Origin of the sequence: Chelatococcus asaccharovorans, assembly GCF_003201475.1 — a bacterium.
Lineage (GTDB): Bacteria > Pseudomonadota > Alphaproteobacteria > Rhizobiales > Beijerinckiaceae > Chelatococcus > Chelatococcus asaccharovorans.
This window is the reverse complement of record NZ_QJJK01000002.1, coordinates 416,182-438,811: the sequence shown is the minus strand read 5'-3', so window position 1 is coordinate 438,811 and position 22,630 is coordinate 416,182. Positions and strand designations below refer to the sequence as shown.

Here is a 22,630-nt window from a genome sequence, read left to right as displayed (position 1 = left end):
CCCCGAAAGCGCGCGTAGGTCGGTCGGGAGGCGCAATGCAGACAGTCCTCTCCATCGCGGCCGACGCCGTTGCCTATGGCATGGTGCTCTTCGTCATCTCCATCGGTCTCAGTGTGACGATGGGATTGATGAAGGTGGTGAACCTGGCCCATGGCGCTTTCGCGATGATGGGGGGCTATATCGCCGCCTTTGCCACGCATCAGCTCGGCGTGCCTTTTGGCGTTGCCATCGTTGCGGCGGTGGCGGGCACGGTGCTGGCCGCCATCCCCGTCGAGCGCGTCCTTTATCGCCCTATCTACGGTGCGCCGGAACTCACGCAGGTGCTGATGACCATTGGCATCACCTTCGTGATCATCGGGATCGCGAATTACGCGATGGGCCCCTCGATGAAGACGATACCCCTGCCCACGATATTGGAGGGGCCGGTGGACATCGGCTTCCGGTCGATCGCCGCGCATAAGCTCTTCGCGGTGGCGACGGGTCTCGTCGTGGCCGCCGCCGCGTGGCTCGTGATTGAGCGGACGGCCTTCGGCGTGAAGCTCCGCGCGTCCGTCGACAATGCGACGATGGCGGCTGCGCTTGGCGTCCGCACGAAGGTGGTCTACGCCGTCAGCTTCGCGGCGGCCGTGGGGCTTGCCGCGCTCGGCGGGGTCGTCGGGGCGCAATTGCTCCCCATCGAGCCCTATTATGCGCTGCGCTACATGGTCACGTTTCTGGTCGTGGTGTCCGTGGGCGGCGCAGGCTCCATCCCCGGGGCCTTGCTCGCCTGCCTGCTGCTGGGGGCTGTGGAGACGACGGGACGCTATCTGATGCCGGAATTTGGGGAGTTCTTCTTCTATCTCGCCGTCATCGCGATTGTCTGTGTCTTTCCCCACGGCCTGCTGGGACGTCGTGGATGACGACGGACGCAACGGTCAAGGCCCGGAATGCAGCAAGTCTGGGGAGGGTGCGTCGCAGTGCGGCTGTCGATGCGACGGCCGTGGTGATTATCCTTGCCGCAGCTGCTCTCCTCTATGTCCTCTTCCCCGGCAGCCTGGCGTTGTTCACGCGCATGGTCGCGATCATGATGCTGGCGCTTTCGCTTGATCTCGTCACCGGGTTCGCCGGTATCGCGACGCTCGGGCATGCGGCGTTGTTCGGGGCGGGCGCCTATGCGGCCGGCATCCTGGCTTCCAAATTCGGGTTCACGGACCCGTTTGCCATGTTGGGCGTGGGTGCTGTGGCGGGCGCGTTGGCCGGGATCGTATCGAGCGTCGTCATTCTGCGCGGCCGCGGCTTGGGCCAGCTGGTTCTCTCCATTGCCATCGTCCAGCTTGCCCATGAGGCGGCGAACAAGCTGTCCGCCTGGACGGGCGGGAGCGATGGCCTCTCCGGCATCGCGCCAGCGCCGATATTCGGCCTTTATCGGTTCGATCTCTGGGGGCGAACCGCCTTCATCCTGGCGGTCGCGCTCCTCGTGGTGGTCTTTGTGTTGTTGCGCGTCATCATACGCTCGCCCTTCGGTATGCTCTGCCGGGGGATCAAGCAGGACCCGGTCCGGGTGCGCGCCATGGGCGCGCCGGTCTATGGAACGCTCGTCAAGCTTTATGCCATCGCCGGCGCGGTTGCCGGCCTCGGTGGGGCCTTGTCGGCGGTGGCGACGAAAGTGGTCGGGCTGGACAGTCTCTCGTTCACGCTGTCGGCGGAAGCGCTCGTCATGCTGGTGCTCGGCGGCGTCGGGAAGTTGTTCGGAGCCCTGATCGGGACATTCGTGTTCATCTGGTTCGAGCATCTCGTTGCGGCGATCAACCCTTTCCACTGGCTGACCATCGTCGGGGTGATGCTGATCGTCGTGGTGCTGTTCGAGCCGCGCGGGCTGACCGGCGCAGCCGAGGCGCTCTGGACGCGGGCGCGGGGGGGCCGGCGATGAGCCTTCTCGACGTGCGCCAACTCAGAAAGCGGTTCGGGGGGCTGGTCGTTACCCGCGACGTGTCGATCACGCTCGGGAAGGGGGACCGCGTTGCGCTGATCGGCCCGAACGGCGCGGGAAAAACGACCTTCGTCAATCTCGTAACGGGCCATGTCAGGCCCGACGGCGGCACGGTCCTCCTCGACGGCAAGGATGTCACCCGCGCGTCGCCGACCGCGCGCGTCAGGGCAGGCCTGGTGCGCAGTTTCCAGGTGACGCGCCTGTTCTCCGAGATGACCCCCGAGGAGCATATAGCTCTCGCCATGCTCCAACGTCTTGGACGATCGAGACGTATCTTCGCTGACTTCCGCAGCATGCCGGATGTCGTTGATGAGGCCGACCGAATCCTCTCGCTGTTCAATTTGAGCGGGATTGCCCGGGTTCCTGTTGGCGCCATCGCCTATGGCCAGCAGCGCTTGCTTGAAGTCGCGCTGGTCATGGCGTTGAAGCCCAAGGTGCTGTTGCTCGATGAGCCGGCAGCCGGCGTGCCGAGTGCGGATATCGCGCTTATCGAGCGGGCACTCGCACAATTGCCCGCGGACCTTGCGGTGCTGATGATCGATCATGACATGGATTTCGTGTTCCGCTTCGCCCGCAAGGTGATCGTGCTGGCTGCCGGGGGCGTCATCTTCGATGGCACCCCGCAGGCCGTCGCCGCGGATGCTCGGGTGCGCCAGGCCTATCTCGGGAGTTATGCCGATGACCGCGGCACCGCTTGATGTGCACGGGCTCAGTGCTGGCTATGGTCCGACACGCATCATCGAGGACGTGACCTTCCATGTTCCGGCGGGCGGCAGGCTCGCCGTTCTCGGCCGCAACGGGGTGGGCAAGACGACGCTGTTCGCTTCCATCGCGGGACAGACGAAGCGTTACGCCGGACATGTCACGCTCGGCGCATTGGACATCACCGCACTCGATGGCTCAGCGCGCGCGCTCGGCGGGCTCGGCTATGTCCCGCAGAACCGGTCCATCTTCCAGTCCCTGACCGTGGAGGAGAACCTGCAGGTCGGCCTCAAAAGCCGCCCCAGATCGGCGATCGAGGAAAGCTACGCGATGTTTCCCCGGCTCAAGGAGCGGCGCAAGAATCTCGGTTCGCAACTGAGTGGCGGGGAGCAGCAGATGCTGGCCACGGCGCGGACGATCCTGGGCCAGCCGACCGTGCTGCTGCTGGACGAGCCGCTCGAGGGCCTGGCCCCCGTCATTTGCGACGAGTTGATGGCAGCCCTGACCGCCCTGGCCGCCGACAGGACGACGACCATCCTCCTGGTCGAGCAGAGGATCAAGGCGGCGCTGGATTTCGCCGATGATGTCATCATCCTTGAGCGCGGGCGGATCGCCTGGCAGGGAACGCCCGCCGCTCTCGATGCTGACCAACGGGTCGTGGAGCGTCTGCTCGGCGTTGGCCATTAGAGCATGCTGTGTTTGGAGGAAATCCCGCCGTCATTCCGGGGCCTCGCGTCAGCGAGGAGCCCGGAATCCATGAACACGAGGTCCGAGATGAAGGCGCATCGGACTGTGCCTCCCCGGTTAAGCGTGGTGTTGTTGAACCTGGTATTCTTGGGTTCCGGGCTCGGGCCTTTCGGCCCGCCCCGGAATGACACGGTGGTTCCGTATAACATAAGCATGCTCCACACCACGATAAATGAGCAAATTCACCGACTTGGATGGTATCAGACGATTCCATTCAAGTCGGATTTGCTCTTGCGCCGCGTCGCGGCCAAGGGCGCTGCGCTGGCGGGCGCCTCAATCCGGAAATCCGGTGTAATTCTCGGCCAGGCTCATCTGCGCGGCGGTTGATTGCGTCAGATAGTCGAACTCCGCTCTCTGGATCCGGCGGCCGAACGGCCCGGTCTCCGGGAAGCTATGCAGGAGGTTCGTCATCCACCAGCTGAAGCGTTCGGCGCGCCAGATCCGGTGAAGCGCATGGGCCGAATAGGCATCGATGCCTGCCGACGACGTCTCGGCATAATATTCGGCCAGGGCATCGGCCAGTGAAGCGACATCGCGCATGGCCAGGTTGAGGCCCTTCGCGCCTGTAGGCGGAACGATATGGGCTGCATCTCCGGCGAGGAAGAGCCTGCCGAAGCGTAGGGGTTCGGCGACAAAACTCCGCAACGGCGCGACGGATTTCTCGATGGAGGCGCCTGTCTCGACCGCTGCCGCGACGTCGGCGGGCAGGCGCGCCCGCAACTCGTCCCAGAAGCGATCGTCGGACCAGTCTTCCGCCCGTTCGTCCGTGGGCACCTGGATGTAATAGCGACTGCGGACGGGCGAGCGCTGTGAGCACAGCGCAAAACCCCGTTCATGGTGGGCATAAATGAGCTCCGGCGCGACCGGTGGCTTGTCGACGAGAACGCCCAGCCAGCCGAATGGATAGACGCGCTCGAACGATGTGATCGCACCCGTCGGCACGCTCTGCCGCGAGACGCCGTGATAGCCGTCGCAGCCGCAGATGAAATCACAAGCGAGGCGGTGGCTTTCGCCGCCCGCCTGATAGCTGATCCACGGATGCGAGGTGTCGAAATCGTGCAGGACGATGCCCTCGGCGCGATAGATCGTGGTCGCCTGCCGCGCCGCCATCAGGTCCCGTGTGACCTCAGTCTGCCCGTAGACCATCACCTCGCGTCCGACGAGCCGCGAAAAGTCGAGGCGATGACGATCACCGTCAAAGCTGAGTTCGACGCCGTGATGAATGAGCCCCTCGACATGGAGGCGTTCCCCGACTTGGGCGCGGTCCATGAGATCGACGGTGCCTTGTTCCAGAATGCCGGCGCGGATGCGGCCGAGCACGTGGCTTTCGCTCCGGCGCTCCAGGACGACGGTATCGATGCCGGCAAGCTCCAGCAATCGACCCAGCATCAGGCCAGCCGGCCCGGCTCCGACAATGGCGACTTGCGTGCGCATCAGTTCCTCCCTTGTTAAGCCGGATACTGCGCGCAAAGGTCCGCGACGCCAATGGACGGAGCGGGCAAAATGTTGGACGATCCGACCATGAAAGCAATTCCGATCTATGCGCTTTTTGGCGAGTTGGTCGCGGACCAGGAGCATGAGTGGCTTCACTGGGAGACGATCGCTGCGCGCAGCAGTCGCCACGACTTCCGGATCGCACCCCATCGTCACGAGCAGCTCTTCCAGATCCTCCAGATCACCGCCGGGATCGCGCGGGCGACGATCGACGGCGCGACCTACGATCTCTCGGGCCCCGCCGTCATCGTGGTCCCGGCGCTCACGGTGCATGGCTACCTGTTCAGCCGCGACGTCGAGGGTGTCGTGCTGACGCTGATGGAAAGGGACGTGCTCGGCGTGGGGCGCGCCGTCAGCGAGATCACCGCCCAACCGCGCGTGCTCACCGGGGGCGGGTTGGCCGAGGTCAACCGGGCGATCGCCGCACTGATTGCCGAGGCGGACCGGCGCGACATGGGGCACGGCCTGGCGATGCCCGCGCTGATTTCCCTCTTGCTCGTTGCGTTGCTGCGCGCCCGCCGGATGTCCGATGACCGCGCCGGGAGCCGGCACGACCGGGCTGTCCGGCACGCCCTTGCCTTCCGCGCCCTGGTCGACAGCCGCTTTCGGGCAACGCGCGCCATCGGCGACTATGCCGACGCACTGGGTATCAGCCCAACTCATCTCAACCGGATCAGCCGTCAGATCCTCGGCGTTTCCGCCCTGCAGCTCATCGAGCGGCGCATTGCGCTGGAAGCGCGCCGTCAGATGCTGTTCTCGTCCCTGACGATCAGGCAGATCGGGGCCGAGCTCGGCTATGATGATCCCGCCTATTTCACACGGTTCCTGACACGGATGCTGGGCATGGCACCGAGCCGATACCGACAGGCCGCGCGCGCGTCACTCTAGTGGTTCGACTCCGGCATTTGCATCCGGGCTCGTATCAGGCGGATGCAAATGCCGGAGTCGAACCGCTAGCAAGTTACTGGTTTTAGTGGAGATTTTGAATCTGACATGTGATCTGGAGCCTCATGTCAGGCGGGACTCACATGTCAAATTCGCTCCACGAGATTAAGCCCGCGCAGCTTTGCGGCCGCGGTACGCACGGCCTGCATGAAGCTCGCGGCCGCCACCGACTGTCCGGTATCCGTGCGGGTGGTGAGCCCGACGGGGCCAACCGTTTCACCGGTGTCGACCGGCAGGGCGACGAGCAGTCCTTCGGCCGTGTCGTTCGCCACTACGCCTTCGGAAATGATCCAGACCGCGTCCGTCTGCCGGGTATAGGCGCGGCCAAAGGCATTGGACACGGTTTCGACATTCGCACGCAGGTTGGTGATGCCGTTGGCGAACAGCATGCGGTCCACCGAACGCCGGATGACCGAGTCGGGCGTCGGCATGAGGGTCTGGTAAGTCTCGATCATGGAGAGGTCGAATTCGGGCTCCTGAAGCAAGGGATGGCCGGGCCTGACGACCATCACCACGCGCTCGGAGTAGAGATGCTCGAAAGCGAAGCCGAGCATGGCGTCCGGTTCGGCCATCCGGCCAATGACGAGGTCGACGTCGCCGGTGCGCAGGAGAGACAGGAGATACGCGTTGGGGCCTGTGATGATCCGTGCGCGGGTATTCGGCCCCTGCAACGAAAAGGCCTCGACGGCTGCCGGGAGGACGCGTGCGGAGACCGTGGGCAGGGCGCCGACCTTGACGGTGGTGACGGCGCTCGACTGCCTGACGGCATCGATGCCGTGACGCAGCGCAGCCAGGCTCGTGCCGGCATAGCGGTAGAACACGTCACCGAAGGGCGTGAGCATGAGGTTGCGCCGGCTGCGATCGAACAATGCGGTGCCGACAAGCTCCTCCAGCTCCTGGATGGTTTTGGACACCGCGGGTTGGCTGATGTTGAGCATGTCGGCCGCCTTGACGACGCTGCTGAGCCGCGCAACCTCAAGAAAGCAGGTGATGTGGCGGAGCTTGATACGGGGATCGATAGGGGGGTGCGGCATTCTCGACCTCCGGTTATAGATCGTGGCGACAATCAACGTTGCACACGGCCAAGTGCCGTATCTCATAATCACTAGGTTATAGGAATCTGTGAAGTAATCATTTTACGCGTGCCCTGCCGGCATCTTAAATCGCGTCAACGAGAGGCGAACATGGCTTTTGCACGTATCGATGGCGTCCTGCTCCATTACGGCGTCTGCGGGCCGGAGGGGGCACCGGTTCTGGTCCTGGCGAACTCGCTGGGCACGGATGCACGCATCTGGGATGACGTGACGGCGCGTCTTCAGGATCGTTATCGGATCATTGCCTATGACAAGCGCGGGCACGGGCTGAGTGACGCGCCGGACGGGGACTATTCCCTCGACGATCACGTCGGCGACCTCGCCGGATTGCTCGACCGTCTCGGAATCGATCGGTTCGTTCTCGCTGGCGTCTCTGTCGGTGGCCTTATCGCCCAGGGCCTGGCGCTGCGTCACCCGCGCGGTCTGGCCGGCATCATTCTATGCGACACGGCCGCCAAGATCGGCGAAGCCGCCATGTGGAACGAGCGCATCGCGCTGGTGCGGGCTGGCGGGATGCCGGCGCTCGGTGAGGCTGTCGTGATGCGTTGGTTCTCGGAGGGATATCGGCAAGAGCGGCCGGAGGACGTCGCCGGGTGGCGCAACATGTTCCTGCGCACGCCGGCTTCCGGCTACGCGGGAACCTGCGCGACGCTGCGCGACACCGACCTGCGCGCTGAGGTCGGATCAATTTCCGTGCCGACGGTGATGGTGGTCGGTGCCGACGACGTCTCAACGCCGGTGGATCTTGTCCGGGATACCGCCGCGCGCATTCCCGGTGCACGCTTCTCAATCATCGCCAATGCGGGCCATATCCCGAGCATCGAGCAGCCCGGGATTCTCGCGGAGCACATCAGCACTTTCCTACGAGGGACCAACGATGGCTGACACATCCCGTTTCGAGCAAGGAATGGCCACGCGCCGGTCGGTCCTCGGTGACACCTATGTCGACGGCGCCACGGCGCGAAAGACGCCCTTCGACGAGGATTTTCAGTCCTTCATCACCGAGGCGGCCTGGGGCACGGTCTGGTCGCGCCCGGGGCTCAGCAAGCGCGAGCGGTCGATGCTGACGGTCGCCTTGCTGGCGGCGATGGGCCATGATGAGGAACTCGCCATGCATGTGCGCGCCACGGCCAATACCGGCGCCACGCCGGACGATATCAAGGAGGCGCTTCTCCACGTCGCGGTCTATGCCGGCGTTCCGGCCGCGAACCGCGCGTTCAGGATCGCCAAGGAAGAATTGGCCAAACGAGGGGGAGGAGACAAGTGAACGATATCATTTTGCCGGGTGACGATCAGGGAGCACTTTTTGCGCGCGATCGTTCGTGGCAGCCGCCCGCCTATACGCCGGGTTACAAGAGCACGACTTTCCGCGCACCGCGCCATGCGCTCCTGTCTCTTCCGGGGACGGCGTCCGAGCTGACGGGCCCAACTTTTGGCGACATGCCGCTCAATCCGCTCGACAACGACCTGATCCGCAACTACAGCCAGGATGGCGGCGAGGCGATCGGTCAGCGGCTGATTGTCTATGGACAGGTCCTTGACGAGAATGCCCGCCCGGTCCCGGGCACCCTGGTCGAGTTCTGGCAGGCCAACGCCGGAGGCCGCTATCGCCACAAGCGCGAAGGCTATCTTGCGCCGCTTGACCCCAACTTCGGCGGATGCGGCCGCGCGATAACGGATGCCAACGGCTTCTATCATTTTCGCACCGTCAAGCCGGGCGCCTATCCGTGGCCCAACGGCGCGAATGACTGGCGGCCGGCCCATATCCACTTTTCAATATTCGGCCATGCGTTCGCCCAGAGGTTGATTACACAGATGTATTTCGAGGGCGATCCGATGATATGGCAGTGTCCGATCGTCGGCAGCGTGCCCGACAAGGCCGGGATCACGCAATTGATCGCGAAACTCGACCGCCACAACACCACCCCCATGGATGCTTTGGCCTATCGCTTCGATATCGTCCTGCGCGGGCGGCGCTCGACCCTGTTCGAGAACAAGCTGGAGGGGAATTGATGCTGCACCCTGTTCCAACCTTGAAGGAAACGCCATCGCAGACGGCGGGGCCTTATGTCCATATCGGCATGACGCCCAACTGGGCCGGGATCCGCGGCGTGTACGACGCGGATCCCGGGGCGACGATGGTGTCGGCGGACACGCCCGGCACGCGGATCATTCTGTCCGGGCGGATCATCGACGGCGCCGGCGTGCCGGTCAGCGATGCGGTGGTCGAGATCTGGCAGGCGGACGGAAACGGCTCATACGGCCGGCCGGTGGGGTCGAGCGCGGAGGCGCGACCGGCGTTTACGGGCTGGGGGCGGCAACCTGCCAACGGCGAGGGTGAATTCCGCTTCGAAACCATCAAGCCCGGGCCGGTCCCCGGTCCTGACGGGCGGCCGATGGCGCCGCATGTGGCGGTGTGGATCGTCGCGCGTGGCATCAATATCGGCTTGCAGACCAGGATCTATTTTGCCGACGAAGAGGCGGCGAATGCGCGGGATTTCGTCCTGAACCGCATTCCTGATCCGAAGCGGCGGGCGACCTTGATCGCGCGGAAAGAGGAGGGCGACGTGCCGCAGTATCGCCTCGACATTCATTTGCAAGGGGATAGTGAGACGGTATTCTTCGATATGTAGTAAGATGTATTCGCGCGGAATGGAAAAATGCGGATTTGAGCAAGCCTATGTCGCTTCTTGCCTCGCTTGTCGGCGATCGTGACATCGAAGAGCTGCTGTCCGACGACGCACAGCTGAAGGCGATGTTGCGCTTCGAAACAGCGCTCGCGGGTGCGCAGGCCGAGGTGGGATTCATCCCGGCCGAGGCGGCCGAGGCCGTGGCGGCGGCGATTTCGCTCTACCGGCCGGATTGGGACGGCCTCGCCGCCGGCATTGCGCGCGATGGCGTCGTCGTGCCGGCTCTCGTCGGACAGATCCGCGCCGGTTTGCAGCCCGCCTTCCGGGAGGCGCTGCACAAGGGCGCCACAAGCCAGGATGTCGTCGACACCGCGCTCGTCCTGCAGCTTGCCGCCGTTCTGGCTGTCCTCGAAGCGCGTTTGGTGGCCGTGCTGGGCCGGTTGGACGCCATCGATCGCCTTCATGGCGGCCTGTCGTTGATGGCCCATACGCGCATGCAACAGGCGCTGCCCTTCACCTGGCATGAGAAGTTGCGGAGCTGGAGCGAACCGCTCGAGCGTCATCTCGCGGCGCTGGCCGAGGTCCGCAAGTCAGGCCTGGTGGTTCAACTCGGCGGTCCGATCGGTGACCGGTCCAGTTTCGCGGGGCATGGCGATGCCATCGCGCGTGCGCTGGCCCGTCGTCTCGGCCTTGGCGATGCTCCTCCCTGGCACGCCGCGCGGGATCGGATCGCCAACCTGGGGTCGCTGATGTCGCTGGTGAGCGGGTCGCTCGGCAAGATCGGTGCGGACGTGTCCCTGATGGCGCAGAATGAAATCGCCGCCGTCCGGCTGACCGGAGGTGGCGGCTCATCGGCCATGGCGCATAAGTCGAATCCGGTGGCGGCCGAGATCCTCGTGACACTCGCACGCTACAACGCCGGCCAGGCGGGCCTCCTGCATCAGGCGATGGTCCATGAAAATGAACGATCCGGGGCAGCCTGGACGCTGGAATGGATGACCCTGCCGGCTATCGCGATTGCGACCGGCGCGAGCTTGCGGCTCGCCGCCTCTCTGCTGGACCAGCTTGCTATCAGGACTGAGAGCAGATCCGGCCTGGAATGAATCGGCCGAGGCCATCCAGGCCGATGAATGCTTGTCAGCTTTCGAGGCATATCTGGAGCTTGACGTCGGCCGGGCGGCCCTCGGCGGCACGCTCGAAGGCGGCAACGGCGTCTTCGAAGGGGAACGTCGCGGAGATGAGGCGTTTGAGATCCACGCGTCCAGACCCCATCAGGGCGAGCGCCCGATCATATTGATGCGCGTAGCGGAACACGGTCTCGACCCTGAGTTCCCTGGTCGACAGTCCGGCGATATCGAAGGGCACAGGATCAATGGGCAAGCCGACAGCCACGATGGTACCGCAGGGACGAGGCAGGGCCGCGATATCCGACCAGACCGCTGCAGCGCCTGAACACTCGAAGACGACGTCGGCGCCCCATCCATCAGTCAGCCGCGCGACCTCCTCCTGGAGATTGCTCTCGCGCACATTGACGGGGATCACGCCGTCATAGGACGCCGCGATGTCGAGCTTCGGCTGGGCGAAATCTGCAACGACCGCCCTGGCGCAACCACCGGCCAAGGCCGCGATCGCCACCATGATCCCGATCGGCCCGGCGCCAATGACGACGGCTGTGTCTCCCGGCTGGATCCGTGCCTTCGCGGCCGCCTGCATCCCGACGGCGAATGGCTCCACCAGCGCCGCCTCGGCGAAGCTGATATGATCCGGTATCCTGAAGGTGAAATTCGCCGGGTGCACCACGAAGGGTCGGATGACGCCATGGATCGGCGGGGTCGCCCAGAACGTCACGTTCGGGTCCACATTGTATATGCCGAGACGCGAGGCCCGCGAGTGAGGGTCGGGGATGCCCGGCTCCATTGAGACCCTGTCCCCCGGCTTCAGGCCGGTCACATCCTCTCCGACGGCGACGACGGTGCCCGCGGCTTCATGGCCCAGCACCATCGGCGCCTCCACGACGAAGGGTCCGATGCGGCCGTGCGTATAGTAATGCACGTCGGAACCGCAGATACCCACAGTATTCAGCCTGATCTTGACCTCGCCGCGTCCCGCCTCGGCTTCGAGACCGATATCGCGAAGGACGAGTTTGCGTGGGCTTTCGAGAACAAGGGCTTTCATGGAAACGGCTCCGGTGCCGGGCCTGACCGGCGAGAGGTGGGAGAACGATGCGGGCCTGACCCGATGGGCCGGGGAAGAGCCGCCACCTTGAAAGGAGGTGCGCCACGCATCAGCCGGGGTAATCGATGATTGCGTCCTGCTGGCGCAATACCCGCTGGATAAGCGCCGCATCAAGCGCGCGGGGTTCCGTGGAGCGTGCCGCGGCAATCGCCGCAGCGACGCCCGCCGCGTGCCCCATCGCGGCGCAGGTTGCACCGACCCGGGCTGAGCCCAGCGCCTCCCGGTCGGCCGAGAAGCAGCGTCCTGCCACCAGCAAGCCATTCACGTTGGTCGGCAGCAGGGAGCGATAGGGAATGCGATAAGGCAGCGGCACATACATGGCATGATGGCCGACGGCGTCCGTCGTCGGATGCACGTCGATCGGCCAGCAGCCAAGCGCGATGCCGTCGTCGAAATCCGTGCGGCCGAGAATGTCCGCGGCTTTCAGCGTATAGACACCCTCCAGCCGCCGCGTCTCCCGGATGCCGATCTGTGTGCTGGTCTGGATGAGCCGCCCCGCGGCAAAGCCGGGGAGGTGCTTCACGAAATAGTCGACTATCTCAGCTGTTTCGCGACGGCCTGCGAGCTCGGCCCGCGTGAGGTCCGACGCGACGGAGGCATCGCCGGTGATCCGTGTCGAATTCACCCAGATCACATCCGCGTCGAGGCCGCCGAACCATGGCCCGCCGTAGCGCGGCAACCGGCCGCTCTCGCGCTCGGCCCGCATGTGGTCGGCATCGACCACCACGTCCTGCCGCACGGACGCATATTGGCTGAGCGTGGGTTCATGCAGATAACCGGGCTCGGGGCCGATGGGGGGCGACACAGGCTTGTGAATGTCGTTGTCTGTCTCGATCCGGAGGTTGCCCATCCGGAAGGACATGGTCATCGGCTGCAGGGATTGCCCTTTGGTCCAGCCTGCGCCAGAGCGCGCCATGACGTCGCCGTCGCCGGTGCAATCGATCGTGACTGTCGCCCGGATGGCCTGCCGACCCTCGACGTTCTCGATGCACAGGCCCTTCACCACGCCGTCTTCACAGATCGGATCGGCGCCCCAGCAGTGAAAGAGGAGTTCCACTCCCGCTTCGGTGACGAGATCATCGGCGACGCGTTTCATGATCTCCGGATCGGAGTTGAGGACGAAGCCGGTATGATCCTGGCATCCGTTCTGGGCGGCCGCCCTGCGGATCCATTCTCCAGCGATCCCGCCGACACAGCGGTGGTAAGGCCGCAGCCATGAGTTGAAGCCCGCAAGCGTCAGAACCATGCCGGCGGTCCACATGCCGCCGAGAAAACCGTGGCGTTCGACGAGGAACGTGCGGGCGCCCGCACGTGCCGCACCGACCGCGGCACAGACACCGGCCGGCCCGCCACCGACGACCAGAACGTCGACGTCGGCGATGACCGGGAGATCTTTGGCCGCTTCGCGATAGACTGTATCGTTCATCGTCATTCCTTCAGCCCTTCACGGCGCCCGACGTCATTCCGCCGACGAGATAGGGTTGCGCAAACCAATAGACCGCAAATACGGGCAAAACGGATAGAACACCCGCTGCCATCAACTGATTCCAACTCGTCTGCACTTCGCCGATGAGTGAGGCGATCCCCACGGGGACAGTCCAATTCTCAGCCGACAGCAACAGCGTCCGCGCGAACAGAAGATCGACCCAACTGGCCGTCGCGGCGAAGGCAACCGTGGCCGCAATCCCGGGCCTGGCGATCGGCAGGACCACGAACCAGAGTGCCGTCATGGCGGAACAGCCATCGACCTTGGCGGCTTCGTCGAGCTCCCGCGGCACGTCATCGAAGTAGTTCTTCATCATGAATGTGGAGAAAGGGATGATCATCGACGCGTTGGCAAGGATCACGGCTGTGTGGGTGTCGAGGATGCCCGCCCAGCGGAACAGGACGAAATAGGGGAGAACCAGGAGCGTGCCCGGCAGGACGCGCCCCAGCAGGAGCACGAAGGCGATGCCGCTGGCGGTTCGAGACTTGAACCGCGACAAGCTGTAGCCCGCGAGCGTGGCGCAGACTGTGCTGAGCACGGCCGAGCCAACCGTGATCGTCGCCGAATTCATGAGCCACCGGGCAACGGGATACTGCCGCACCAGCGTCTCGAAGGCGGACAGATTGATGTCGGCGAGCCTCGGCACGAGGTCGGGGTTGCGCGACAGGATCGATGACGTTGGCAGGATGGACGTCTGAGCCATCCAGTAGATCGGAAACAGCAGCAGCACCGTCAGCAGCCCCGCAAGGAAAAGGCGAAGCGTCGACGCAAGGCGGGATCCGGCGTCACCGGTCATCACCGTTGCTCCAGTTTCATCTGCCAGCGGACGAAGCCAAACACGCAGATCGCGACAAGGACGAATGTGAGAACGCCGAGCGCCGAAGCCGCGGCCATGTCGAAGGTCTCGAAGGCGAGGTTATAGATGCGGATCGCGATCGTATCGGTGGCGCCCTGCGGGCCGCCTTTGGTCGATGCAAAAATGAAGTCAAACTCGCGGAAGACATACATCGCGTTGAAGACGAGCGCGACAATCGCATAGCGACGAAGACTGGGCCAGGTGATCCACTGGAACTGACGCCATTTGTTGGCCCCGTCGATCGAGGCGGCCTCATAGAGCTCCCGCGGGATTGTCTGCAGCGCGGCCAGCAGCATGATCGTGAAGAAGGGATAGGTCTTCCAGACCGTCGGAAAAATAACCGCGAGAAGGGCAAGCCGTGAATCGCCAAACCAGTTGATGTCCTGGGCAGCAAAGCCGAGCGTCCGCAGCATGAAGTTGAAAACGCCAAAGGACGGTTGCAGGATCCACAGAAAGGCGATCGTCGCTGTGATGCCTGGGACGGCCCAGGGCAGCAGCATGAGTGTTCGAAACAGTCTCTGTGCCGGGAACTTCTCATTCAGAATCAGCGCCGTCGCAAGGCCGAGCCCGAAAGCCATGATCGAGGACCCCAGGATATAGGCTCCGCTGATCGAGAGGCTATGCCATGTCGCCGGATCCGAGAGAACCCGAATATAGTTGTCCCAGGTAAAGTCCGCCCTCAGGATCAGGGCGATATTGCCAAGCTTGACGCTCTTGAAGCTGATGATCAGCAGCAGAACAAGAGGTGCCAGCAGGAGCGCGCCGATAAGCGCGGACGACGGCGCGAGCAGGGCCAGCGCAAAGCCATATCCTTCGCGCGGCGGCGCGCCATGCCGCGTCCTCCGTGGGCGCATGAGAGCGACAGCGCCTGCAGGCGCCGCCGTCGCTGCGACACGTGTCATGGCGTGATGCCTTTGGCGACCAACCGTTCCTGAAGTGCGGCAAGGGCCTCCTTCGTCGGTGCCTGTCCCTGCAGGACGCTGCGAAGGGCGTTGGTCAATTCCGTGGAAAACGCCGCGTAGTTCTTGCGCACGCCATAGTATTCGTTGGGAACAAGGACCTGCGCATTCTCCGCGGATTTGGCGATAACGACGGTATCCCTATCCTTCAACAGCGCTTCATCGACCCCCGGCCGCGCCACCGGTGATTTCACCAGTTCGACATAAGATCGCATGAGATCCGGCGAGGCGGCCATTTCGGTGAAGGCCCAGGCAAGCTTTGCGGTCTCGGCATCGGCTTCCTGGGGGATGGACAAGCCGTGGCTGACATCGCCCGGCACCACCTTGAAGGGCATGGTCGCGAGGTGCAGATCGCCGACGACACCGGGCTTCGCGGCCGCAGCCACATTAGGCCATACCGAGGGGTTCTCGATCATCATGGCCACGTTGCCATCATAGAACGCCTGCCGCTTGGCATTGATATCTGTGCCGCGCGGCGCGTAGTTCTGGCCGATGTCGCGCCATAGATCGATCGCCTCGACGACCTTGGGATCCGTGAAATTCCAGGCGCCATCTTTCGCCCACTGGCCGCCGAGACCGCTGACGAACTCAAGCGCATCGCGCATGAAGTTGACCGTGTTATCGTCGGTAATGGCAAAGCCGTATTTGCCGTCCTTGGTCAGCGCCTTGGCCGCGGCAAGCAGTTCATTCCTGTTCGTTGGAATGGCTATGCCGGCATCCCTGAACATCTTCTCGTTGACGAAGAAGACGTAGCCGTAATGCACGAGCAGAACGCCATAGTCGGCGCCCTTCCAGGACATCGCTGCCTGGTTGGCCGGCCATTTGCTGGCGATGTCGGTTCCGGCAATGCGGTCATCGACACCCATCAGAAAGCCCGCTTCGGCCCAGGCGGGCAGATTGATGGTCGGCAAAGGAACATGCACGATCGAGGGCGCGCTGCCCGCGACAAACCGGGTGGTCAGGGTGCGAATATAGTCGCCGAAGGCGATATTCTCGATCTTGACGTCGACTCCCGGATTGGCCTTCTCGAATTTCTCCTCGATGACTTTCCACCAATCTTTCAGGCCCGGCGAGGTCGCCGTCCAGGTCGTGACGGTGAGATCCTTCGCTACCGCGCCCGAAATCAGCGAACCGGCCAGGATTGAGGCGCCGAGCGCCAAGCCGAATCGTCGTGCAAAAGTCGTCGTCATCGTATTCTCCTCCCGCTTATCTTTGGTCTCGCGGCGAACCGGGACGACTGAGATAACACCATTCCGGGGATCTGCGCGCCAGCATCAGGCTTGCGCAAAACCTATGATTTTTTGCGCAAAGAAGATCGAAAGATCGGCGCGAGGCGCACTAAGCCTGCAAAAATTTGTAGACGGAGGCGCCGATCGTTAATAGTCATGTCTGGGATGATTGATCGCGTCCGGTGCAAAGGAGCGCCGGGTGATCTGATAGGGAGGGGCTCGTCCCGCGCGTTTCCCGGTTTTACCGGGCAAAAGGCGCCGCCGTTCAATCCATTTCAATCGATCGCACGCGAAAGTCTGCGGTAGGCGCTCGGCGTCATACCGCGTTCCTCACGAAAGCTTCGGTTGAAACTGGAGATGTTTGCATATCCAACGTCAAAGCAGATGTCCGTGATCGGCCTTTGGGTTTCGGCCAGCAGCCTGCTGGCTTCGCCGATCCGCAATTTCCGCATATAGTCAACGAAGTTATGCGCTGTATTGCGTTTGAAAAAGCGTGAGAACGAACTGGACGACATACCGACATGGGTGGCCACCTCCTCCATACTGACCTCGTGCGGAAGCCTGGCGAGGATGAAGCGCATCGCTTTTTCGATCTGGTCCGAAGCGGCCTGATCGAGGGTTGGGACGTAGCTGGGGGTGGCGAGCGGCGTTCGGTCTTTTGTCGTCGCCAGAAGGTGGAGCAACTCGAGAAAGCGTATCAGCCTGGTTACGCCGGTTGCCGTGCTGATGTCTTCCATCAGGCTCGCTCCCGCGCGCGCGCAGTCGTCATGGAACTGCCAGCTGCGGTTGAAAACCTCCAGGCTCGGCAAAAAGCTGCGCAATTCCGGAAAGAGGCTGGCCGCCTTTTCGAGGAGACCGGGATCGAACTGGATGACCAGATCCCGATCGGCCACAACTTCATCGGGGTGGAGATCGCTCACCCAGTTGTGGGGAACGTTGGAGTTGACGAAGGCGAGATGTCCCGGGCCGAAGGTTCCAATATAGTCGCCGACGAACACACGGCCGGTCGAGCGCCGGATGAGGTGAAGCTCATGTTCGGGATGGTAGTTCCAACGCGCGACCTCGCAGGGAAAATCGTGCGAGACACACCGAAAGCTATGTTCGGGACTTGCTATGATGCGTTCGAGGGCGGGGCTCTTGCTGATCGATCGGGGCATGATTTGCGCTCATAGAGACCAATCGCATCAAATCCGCGGGGCTTCCCCTCGGGCGGCCACGCAACGACCTGATGCTGAAATCTGCATATGTTTCGTTATCGCAACCGCAGTAAACCGCAAAATCGCGGCATCAGCTTTTTCTGTCTAGCCCTTGAATGAGTAGCCATCATGATTCTTGTCTGCGGCGAGGCCCTCGTCGATTTGTTTGTCTCGGTTGATCCGGTGAACGACGTGGCGACGGAGGCGTTGCTGGGGGGATCTCCCTTCAATGTCGCGGTTGGCCTCTCGCGGCTCGGTGCGCGGGCGGCTTTCTTCGGGGGGATCTCCACTGACCCGTTTGGCCAAGCGATCGGCCGGAAACTCGCGCGAGAAGGGGTTGCGCTCTCCTTCGCCAAGAAGAGCGAGCGCCTTTCGACAATCAGCGTCGTGGCGACCGACGCGAACGGCCAGCCGAGCTATGCTTTCCACGGCGAGGGCAAGGCCGACCGGGATATCACGCAAGCCGATCTTCCCGGTCCGGAGCATGAATTCGAGGCGATCACCGTCGGATCCTACACGCTTGCCGTGCCGCCCGTCGCGGACGCCCTGCTGACGCTTGTCCAGAGGGAGGCGGGACGCGCGACGATCTCGCTCGATCCAAACGTCCGGCCCACGGTCACACCCGACATCAAGGCGTGGCGTTCACAGTTCGAGGCCTTCCTGCCTTACGCTGATATCATCAAGGCGAGCGAGGAGGATCTTTGCACCGGCTATGGGACTGCCTGCGTCCCAGAGGACTTGATCGCCGGATGGTTGCTGCGGGGCCCCCGCCTTGTGGTTCTCACGCGGGGCGTGCATGGAGCCTCAGCCTTTCTGCGCGGGCAACCGGAGATTCGCGTGGACGCGCTCCCGGTCAAGGTGGCTGACACCGTTGGTGCCGGTGACAGTTTCCATGCCGCGCTGCTCGCCTCTCTCAGCAAGATCGGCCGTCTTGCCCGTCCTCGCTTCATGGAACTGGAGGTTGCCGATCTCCGCAAGGCGATGAATTTCGCGATCGCCGCCTCGTCCATCACCTGCTCGCGCAAAGGGGCCGATCTGCCAACGGAATCGGATATCCTCGCGGTCATGCAACCACGGTTCGCGAGCGGCGGGGCGGTCAGGCCTGACGATCCGGGCACGGCCGGACCTGAAGGGTCATCCCGCTAGTTGAATCCGGACCGGCGGTTCCAGCAGTGGAACCGCAAACGGACGGCATCGCCGCTTGTCACTCTGAGCGGGTCGTCCGCTGGCGTTTCCGTCCGCGCTGCACCTGCGGCGCCGGTTCCGGGGGAGGAATGTGGCTCTCGCTGGCCGGGTTGTTCTCGCCAGCATGGGCCGGCACCCCTATCGGCTCTACCGCGGGCGCCGCGGCAGCATCGACCACCTGTCGATCGTCCGTATATCCCTCCTCGTATCTCTCCTCGATCGCCACGATCTCTTCGGCCTGCTACCAGTGGCGCTCGGCACGCCCTTCCGGCCGGCCTTCCTCTTCCCAGAGCCGGTGGGCGCGTTCGCGGATGCGATGTTCTCTTTCGTCCATTCTGTCCTCCAATGGGGTGCAGGGAGAACGCACGTGAAAGGAGGAACGTTCCGAACAGAACCGTACGCCGACGTGCCATGTTGAGCACGCCGCCTGCGGTTCTTCTTTCTCTGCGCGGAAGCCCGGCCACGGTGACCCGCGGTCTGCTGCAGTAACCTTTGCCGTGCGCTGACGGAACTTGTTCTGACGCTCGTGGTTGTTACTGCAGAAGCAGCGTCCGAGCCGGCTTCCACTCCCACAGCAAAACAGGCCCCCTGCAATGATAAAATCGTGCCGTTCGTTGGTTTAAGGGGATATGAAGAGACATAATATGCCAGCGAATCCGGCATCTCCATGCATTTATTACGTCGCACCGATATTCTTCTGCGATGATAGGCTGGATAAAAAGCTATCTGAAATCCTTTCGATGGGATTCACGCATATATGTACTGCGCCAATTTTCAAGGCAGGCCGTCGATGTGATGTTTTCCGCACCGCGACTTTCGCGAGTGTGGCCGACGCGCTCGCAGAGCTGGGGCATGACAATGCCCCCGCCGCCTGGATCGCGCGGAAGGCGGAGGCCTGCCACCGTCACAAACTTGAGCTTCTCATTGACGTCGTCGTGGGCCGTCTGGCAGAGGAAGCGAATATTCCCGAGCTTCACCCGTACTTTTCGGAAAGCAACTGGCCGGACGTTATCGACCCGCGCCATTTGACCGCGCGCGGCTCCCGAACCCCGCGCTGGGATGACCCTGCAAGTGAGCACAGCATCGTTGCCTATTTCGCGCGGGTGCTCGCGCCCCTGTACGTGAGCGGCGCATCAGGTTTCCGGTGCGTCGGTTCGAGTGAAGTGCCGGCCCAGGTCTGGTCCAGATTGATGGCGCACATCCGGCAAGACGCGCCAGACTGCCTCTTCATCGCTGATGTGACGGGTGTCAAGCCGGCGGAGATCGAGCGCCTGCGTGGATGCGGCTTCAACCTGCTCCAATCCTCGCTTGCGGGCTGGGACTATCGTTCCGCCGATCTTGCCGCTTGCCAGCAGGCTGGCCGGTTCGTCGCGCCCTTCATCTGGGCGGTGGAGACACCCTTCGGCCGCCGCCTCGCTGCTTGTGCCGGAGAGCATCGCCTATGTGCGGCGCAACGCGCGTTGGAGGTCGCCGCTTTCGCAGGCTCCGGAATCCTCGTCCCCCAAGGCTTCGAGCGCGGGGCCGCGACGCCCATGCGTGCCTACAGCCGTGAGGAGAGCAGGCCCCTCCCGGCGGATTTGTCCGGCAGGTTTTCCAAGGTCCTGGGCGACGTCAGGAAAGGGCAATATGGGAACCGCACAGATACGCTTCATGGACTGAGCGGACCCGATGCGCCCGTGACCGTCTTGCTGCGCGCCGATCACGCTGCTCCCCGCGCAGCGAGGGAAGCGGCGCTTGCTCTCGTCAATCCCGCACTCGACCGTCCAGCCATGATCAAGGCGGAGAGCCTCGGCCCTCTGCCCTCCGCATCGCTCCAGTTCGTGGCTGGCGCTATCCAGGTACCGTCGACCGGCAGCATTCGCCTGGAACCCGGGGCCGCCTTGCGACTGAGCTCTCGGGCCGCGCCGGCGGTCGTCCGCTCACCGGGTCCTGACGCCGTACACCGTGCAGCCGAAGCGCCGCGTATCGTGATCGAAAGCGTGGCCCCTGCGGTCGACGGTGGGCGTTTTGCCGTCAAAGAGCTGCTTGGCTGCCCCGTCGCTGTGACGGCCGACATCTTCATCGATGGACATGACAAAATAGCCGCTCAAATCCTGTGGCGTCCTGTCGACGAAGCGGAGTGGCGCCGGGCGCCGATGGCATTCGAGAACAACGACCGCTGGCGAGGCAGCTTTATGCCTTTACGCCTTGGCCGCCACGTCTACACCGTGGAAGCCTGGCGCGACGCTTACGGCTCCTGGCGTGACGAGGTTGAAAAGAAGCGTGCTGCCAGGCAGCCTTTGGATCTGGCACTGGCGGAAGGGCTCCAGCATTTGCGCCGGGCCTCGGCCGGTGCCCGGCACGCGGATGGCGACGCCCTTACCGCAGCGATCGAGGCCGCCGAAGCCGCGCCCACTGTCGATGCGGCGATAGACCGGCTTCTTGCTCCCGACGTGGCGCAGTGCGCTGCCGCCTGTGACCCGAAGGACCATCGGGCGCGCCATCCTGTCGAGATACCGCTCACGGTGGAGCGCCTGGGAGCGGCTTTCGCGAATTGGTACGAGTTGTTTCCCCGCTCCGAAACCAGTGACGCCCGTCGGCACGGAACGCTCGCCGGCGTCATCGAACGCCTGCCCGCCATCCACGCCATGGGCTTCGACGTTCTTTATTTTCCACCGATCCATCCGATCGGACGGAAGAACCGTAAAGGCCGCAATAACGCCCTGATTGCCGGGCCCGACGAGCCGGGCAGCCCCTACGCCATCGGCAGCGAGGAGGGCGGCCATGACGCGATCCACCCGGAGCTCGGCACGCTTGAGGATTTCCGACGGCTGCGCGATGCAGCCGCTGCTCGCGGCATCGAAATTGCGCTCGATTTCGCCATTCAATGCTCGCCGGACCATCCGTGGCTGAAGGAGCATCCCGAATGGTTCGCCTGGCGTCCGGACGGCAGTATTCGCTATGCTGAGAACCCTCCGAAGCGCTACGAAGACATCGTCAATGTCGATTTCGACGGCGAGGGCGCCATTCCCGGGCTCTGGCTCGCCCTGCGCGACATTGTGCTGACATGGGCCGCGGAAGGCGTGCGCCTGTTCCGGGTCGACAATCCGCACACAAAGCCGCTCCCATTCTGGGAATGGATGATCGATGAAGTCTCGTCCCGCTATCCCGATGTCATATTCCTGTCGGAAGCCTTTACCAGGCCGAAGATGATGTACCGCTTAGCCAAAGTTGGCTTTTCGCAATCCTACACATATTTCACATGGCGAAATGACAAGCAGGGCCTGATCGACTACCTGTCGGAGCTAACAAGCTCGCCGGTTCGGGACTTTTTCCGGCCGCATTTTTTCGTGAATACACCGGATATCAATCCGATTTTCCTGCAGACGTCCGGCCGGCCGGGATTTCTCATTCGCGCCGCCCTGGCAACGACATTGTCTGGCCTGTGGGGCATGTATTCCGGCTTTGAACTCTGCGAGGCTGAGGCGTTGCCCGGCCGCGAGGAATACAAGGACTCGGAGAAATACGAGATCAAGCCGCGCGATTGGACGAAAGACGGACATATTATCGCTGAGATAACGCAGTTGAATCGCATCCGAAAAAACAATCCAGCTCTCCAAACGCATCTTGGATTGACGTTCTACAATGCGTTCGACGATCGGGTTATTTATTATGGCAAGGCAACGGCCGCACGCGATAGTGTTATTCTGGTGCTTATAAACCTCGATCCGTTCAACCAGGCGACGTTTTCGTTCGAGCTTCCCCTCTGGGAGTGGGGACTTGGTGACAACGCCGCACTCGAGATCGACGATCTCCTCAACGATCGATCGTCGGTGCGCGAGGGCAAGCTGCAATGGCTGACCCTTGATCCCCATCATCAGCCCTACGCCATCTGGCGCGTTCGCCCGGCTGGAGGGCATTGAC

General features: G+C 63.3%; 21 protein-coding genes. 12 read left to right on the top strand and 9 right to left on the bottom strand.

The window, feature by feature from the left end; genetic code table 11:
• The first annotated feature begins 35 nt into the window (after positions 1-35).
• Genes C7450_RS06600 through C7450_RS06585 form a run of 4 tightly spaced genes read left to right on the top strand, consistent with a single transcriptional unit; the run spans position 36 to position 3,358 of the window.
• A complete protein-coding gene (locus C7450_RS06600; RefSeq protein ID WP_110373607.1) occupies positions 36-899 on the top strand; it encodes a branched-chain amino acid ABC transporter permease in 864 nt (287 codons plus the stop codon).
• The gene (locus C7450_RS06595; protein ID WP_110373606.1) at positions 896-1,909 is read left to right on the top strand and encodes a branched-chain amino acid ABC transporter permease; all 1,014 of its coding nucleotides are present in this window, start codon (positions 896-898) and stop codon (positions 1,907-1,909) included. Before C7450_RS06600 ends, C7450_RS06595 begins: the two co-directional genes overlap by 4 nt.
• Complete coding sequence (locus C7450_RS06590; RefSeq protein ID WP_110373605.1) at positions 1,906-2,667, top strand: ABC transporter ATP-binding protein; 762 nt, start codon at positions 1,906-1,908, stop codon at positions 2,665-2,667. The genes C7450_RS06595 and C7450_RS06590 overlap by 4 nt, the downstream gene beginning before the upstream one ends.
• Entirely contained in the window at positions 2,648-3,358 is a 711-nt protein-coding gene (locus C7450_RS06585) for an ABC transporter ATP-binding protein (RefSeq protein WP_110373781.1), read from the top strand. The genes C7450_RS06590 and C7450_RS06585 overlap by 20 nt, the downstream gene beginning before the upstream one ends.
• A 333-nt stretch (positions 3,359-3,691) precedes the next feature.
• Here C7450_RS06585 and pobA read toward each other — a convergent pair whose 3' ends face one another.
• Positions 3,692-4,852, bottom strand: a complete 1,161-nt coding sequence (gene pobA / locus C7450_RS06575; protein ID WP_110373603.1) for a 4-hydroxybenzoate 3-monooxygenase — start codon at positions 4,850-4,852, stop codon at positions 3,692-3,694.
• 87 nt (positions 4,853-4,939) lie between these two features.
• On the opposite strand from pobA, the gene C7450_RS06570 reads away from it, so the two are divergent.
• Positions 4,940-5,800 (top strand): helix-turn-helix domain-containing protein, encoded by an 861-nt coding sequence (locus tag C7450_RS06570; RefSeq protein ID WP_110373780.1) that lies wholly within the window; start codon positions 4,940-4,942, stop codon positions 5,798-5,800.
• Between the two features lie 143 nt (positions 5,801-5,943).
• Here C7450_RS06570 and pcaQ read toward each other — a convergent pair whose 3' ends face one another.
• Positions 5,944-6,891 carry a pca operon transcription factor PcaQ gene (gene pcaQ, locus C7450_RS06565; protein WP_110373602.1) on the bottom strand — a complete coding sequence of 316 codons (948 nt, stop codon included), beginning with the start codon at positions 6,889-6,891 and terminating at the stop codon, positions 5,944-5,946.
• A 150-nt stretch (positions 6,892-7,041) separates the two neighbouring features.
• On the opposite strand from pcaQ, the gene pcaD reads away from it, so the two are divergent.
• The 5 genes from pcaD to C7450_RS06540 are packed head-to-tail and all read left to right on the top strand — an operon-like array spanning position 7,042 to position 10,684.
• A complete protein-coding gene (gene pcaD, locus C7450_RS06560; protein WP_110373601.1) occupies positions 7,042-7,836 on the top strand; it encodes a 3-oxoadipate enol-lactonase in 795 nt (264 codons plus the stop codon).
• Complete coding sequence (pcaC, locus tag C7450_RS06555; protein WP_110373600.1) at positions 7,829-8,218, top strand: 4-carboxymuconolactone decarboxylase; 390 nt, start codon at positions 7,829-7,831, stop codon at positions 8,216-8,218. The genes pcaD and pcaC overlap by 8 nt, the downstream gene beginning before the upstream one ends.
• A complete protein-coding gene (gene pcaH, locus C7450_RS06550; protein WP_110373599.1) occupies positions 8,215-8,964 on the top strand; it encodes a protocatechuate 3,4-dioxygenase subunit beta in 750 nt (249 codons plus the stop codon). Before pcaC ends, pcaH begins: the two co-directional genes overlap by 4 nt.
• Complete coding sequence (gene pcaG / locus C7450_RS06545; RefSeq protein ID WP_110373598.1) at positions 8,964-9,584, top strand: protocatechuate 3,4-dioxygenase subunit alpha; 621 nt, start codon at positions 8,964-8,966, stop codon at positions 9,582-9,584. Before pcaH ends, pcaG begins: the two co-directional genes overlap by 1 nt.
• 47 nt (positions 9,585-9,631) lie before the next feature.
• Complete coding sequence (locus C7450_RS06540) at positions 9,632-10,684, top strand: 3-carboxy-cis,cis-muconate cycloisomerase (RefSeq protein WP_110373597.1); 1,053 nt, start codon at positions 9,632-9,634, stop codon at positions 10,682-10,684.
• A 34-nt stretch (positions 10,685-10,718) separates the two neighbouring features.
• Here the strand turns inward: C7450_RS06540 and C7450_RS06535 are convergent, their stop codons facing one another.
• The 6 genes from C7450_RS06535 to C7450_RS06510 all read right to left on the bottom strand — a co-directional run bounded on the left by C7450_RS06535 (position 10,719) and on the right by C7450_RS06510 (position 17,344).
• Positions 10,719-11,756 (bottom strand): NAD(P)-dependent alcohol dehydrogenase, encoded by a 1,038-nt coding sequence (locus C7450_RS06535; RefSeq protein WP_110373596.1) that lies wholly within the window; start codon positions 11,754-11,756, stop codon positions 10,719-10,721.
• 109 nt (positions 11,757-11,865) lie between these two features.
• Positions 11,866-13,242: an FAD-dependent oxidoreductase gene (locus C7450_RS06530; protein ID WP_210206383.1), complete on the bottom strand. Its 1,377-nt coding sequence runs from the start codon at positions 13,240-13,242 to the stop codon at positions 11,866-11,868.
• Between the two features lie 10 nt (positions 13,243-13,252).
• Positions 13,253-14,098, bottom strand: coding sequence for a carbohydrate ABC transporter permease (locus C7450_RS06525; protein WP_110373594.1), 846 nt, complete (start codon positions 14,096-14,098; stop codon positions 13,253-13,255).
• Positions 14,098-15,060 carry a carbohydrate ABC transporter permease gene (locus C7450_RS06520; RefSeq protein WP_110373593.1) on the bottom strand — a complete coding sequence of 321 codons (963 nt, stop codon included), beginning with the start codon at positions 15,058-15,060 and terminating at the stop codon, positions 14,098-14,100. Before C7450_RS06520 ends, C7450_RS06525 begins: the two co-directional genes overlap by 1 nt.
• Positions 15,057-16,307 carry an ABC transporter substrate-binding protein gene (locus C7450_RS06515; RefSeq protein WP_110373592.1) on the bottom strand — a complete coding sequence of 417 codons (1,251 nt, stop codon included), beginning with the start codon at positions 16,305-16,307 and terminating at the stop codon, positions 15,057-15,059. Before C7450_RS06515 ends, C7450_RS06520 begins: the two co-directional genes overlap by 4 nt.
• A 314-nt stretch (positions 16,308-16,621) precedes the next feature.
• A complete protein-coding gene (locus C7450_RS06510; protein WP_170147101.1) occupies positions 16,622-17,344 on the bottom strand; it encodes a helix-turn-helix domain-containing protein in 723 nt (240 codons plus the stop codon).
• A 327-nt stretch (positions 17,345-17,671) separates the two neighbouring features.
• Here C7450_RS06510 and C7450_RS06505 point away from each other — a divergent pair, with 327 nt between their 5' ends.
• Entirely contained in the window at positions 17,672-18,688 is a 1,017-nt protein-coding gene (locus tag C7450_RS06505) for a carbohydrate kinase family protein (RefSeq protein ID WP_110373590.1), read from the top strand.
• 280 nt (positions 18,689-18,968) lie between these two features.
• Here the strand turns inward: C7450_RS06505 and C7450_RS06500 are convergent, their stop codons facing one another.
• Positions 18,969-19,061, bottom strand: a complete 93-nt coding sequence (locus tag C7450_RS06500) for a DUF2934 domain-containing protein (RefSeq protein WP_110373589.1) — start codon at positions 19,059-19,061, stop codon at positions 18,969-18,971.
• A 490-nt stretch (positions 19,062-19,551) separates the two neighbouring features.
• On the opposite strand from C7450_RS06500, the gene C7450_RS06495 reads away from it, so the two are divergent.
• On the top strand, positions 19,552-22,629 hold the full coding sequence (locus C7450_RS06495; RefSeq protein ID WP_210206382.1) for an alpha-1,4-glucan--maltose-1-phosphate maltosyltransferase: 3,078 nt from the start codon (positions 19,552-19,554) through the stop codon (positions 22,627-22,629).
• The last annotated feature ends 1 nt before the right edge of the window (position 22,630 follow it).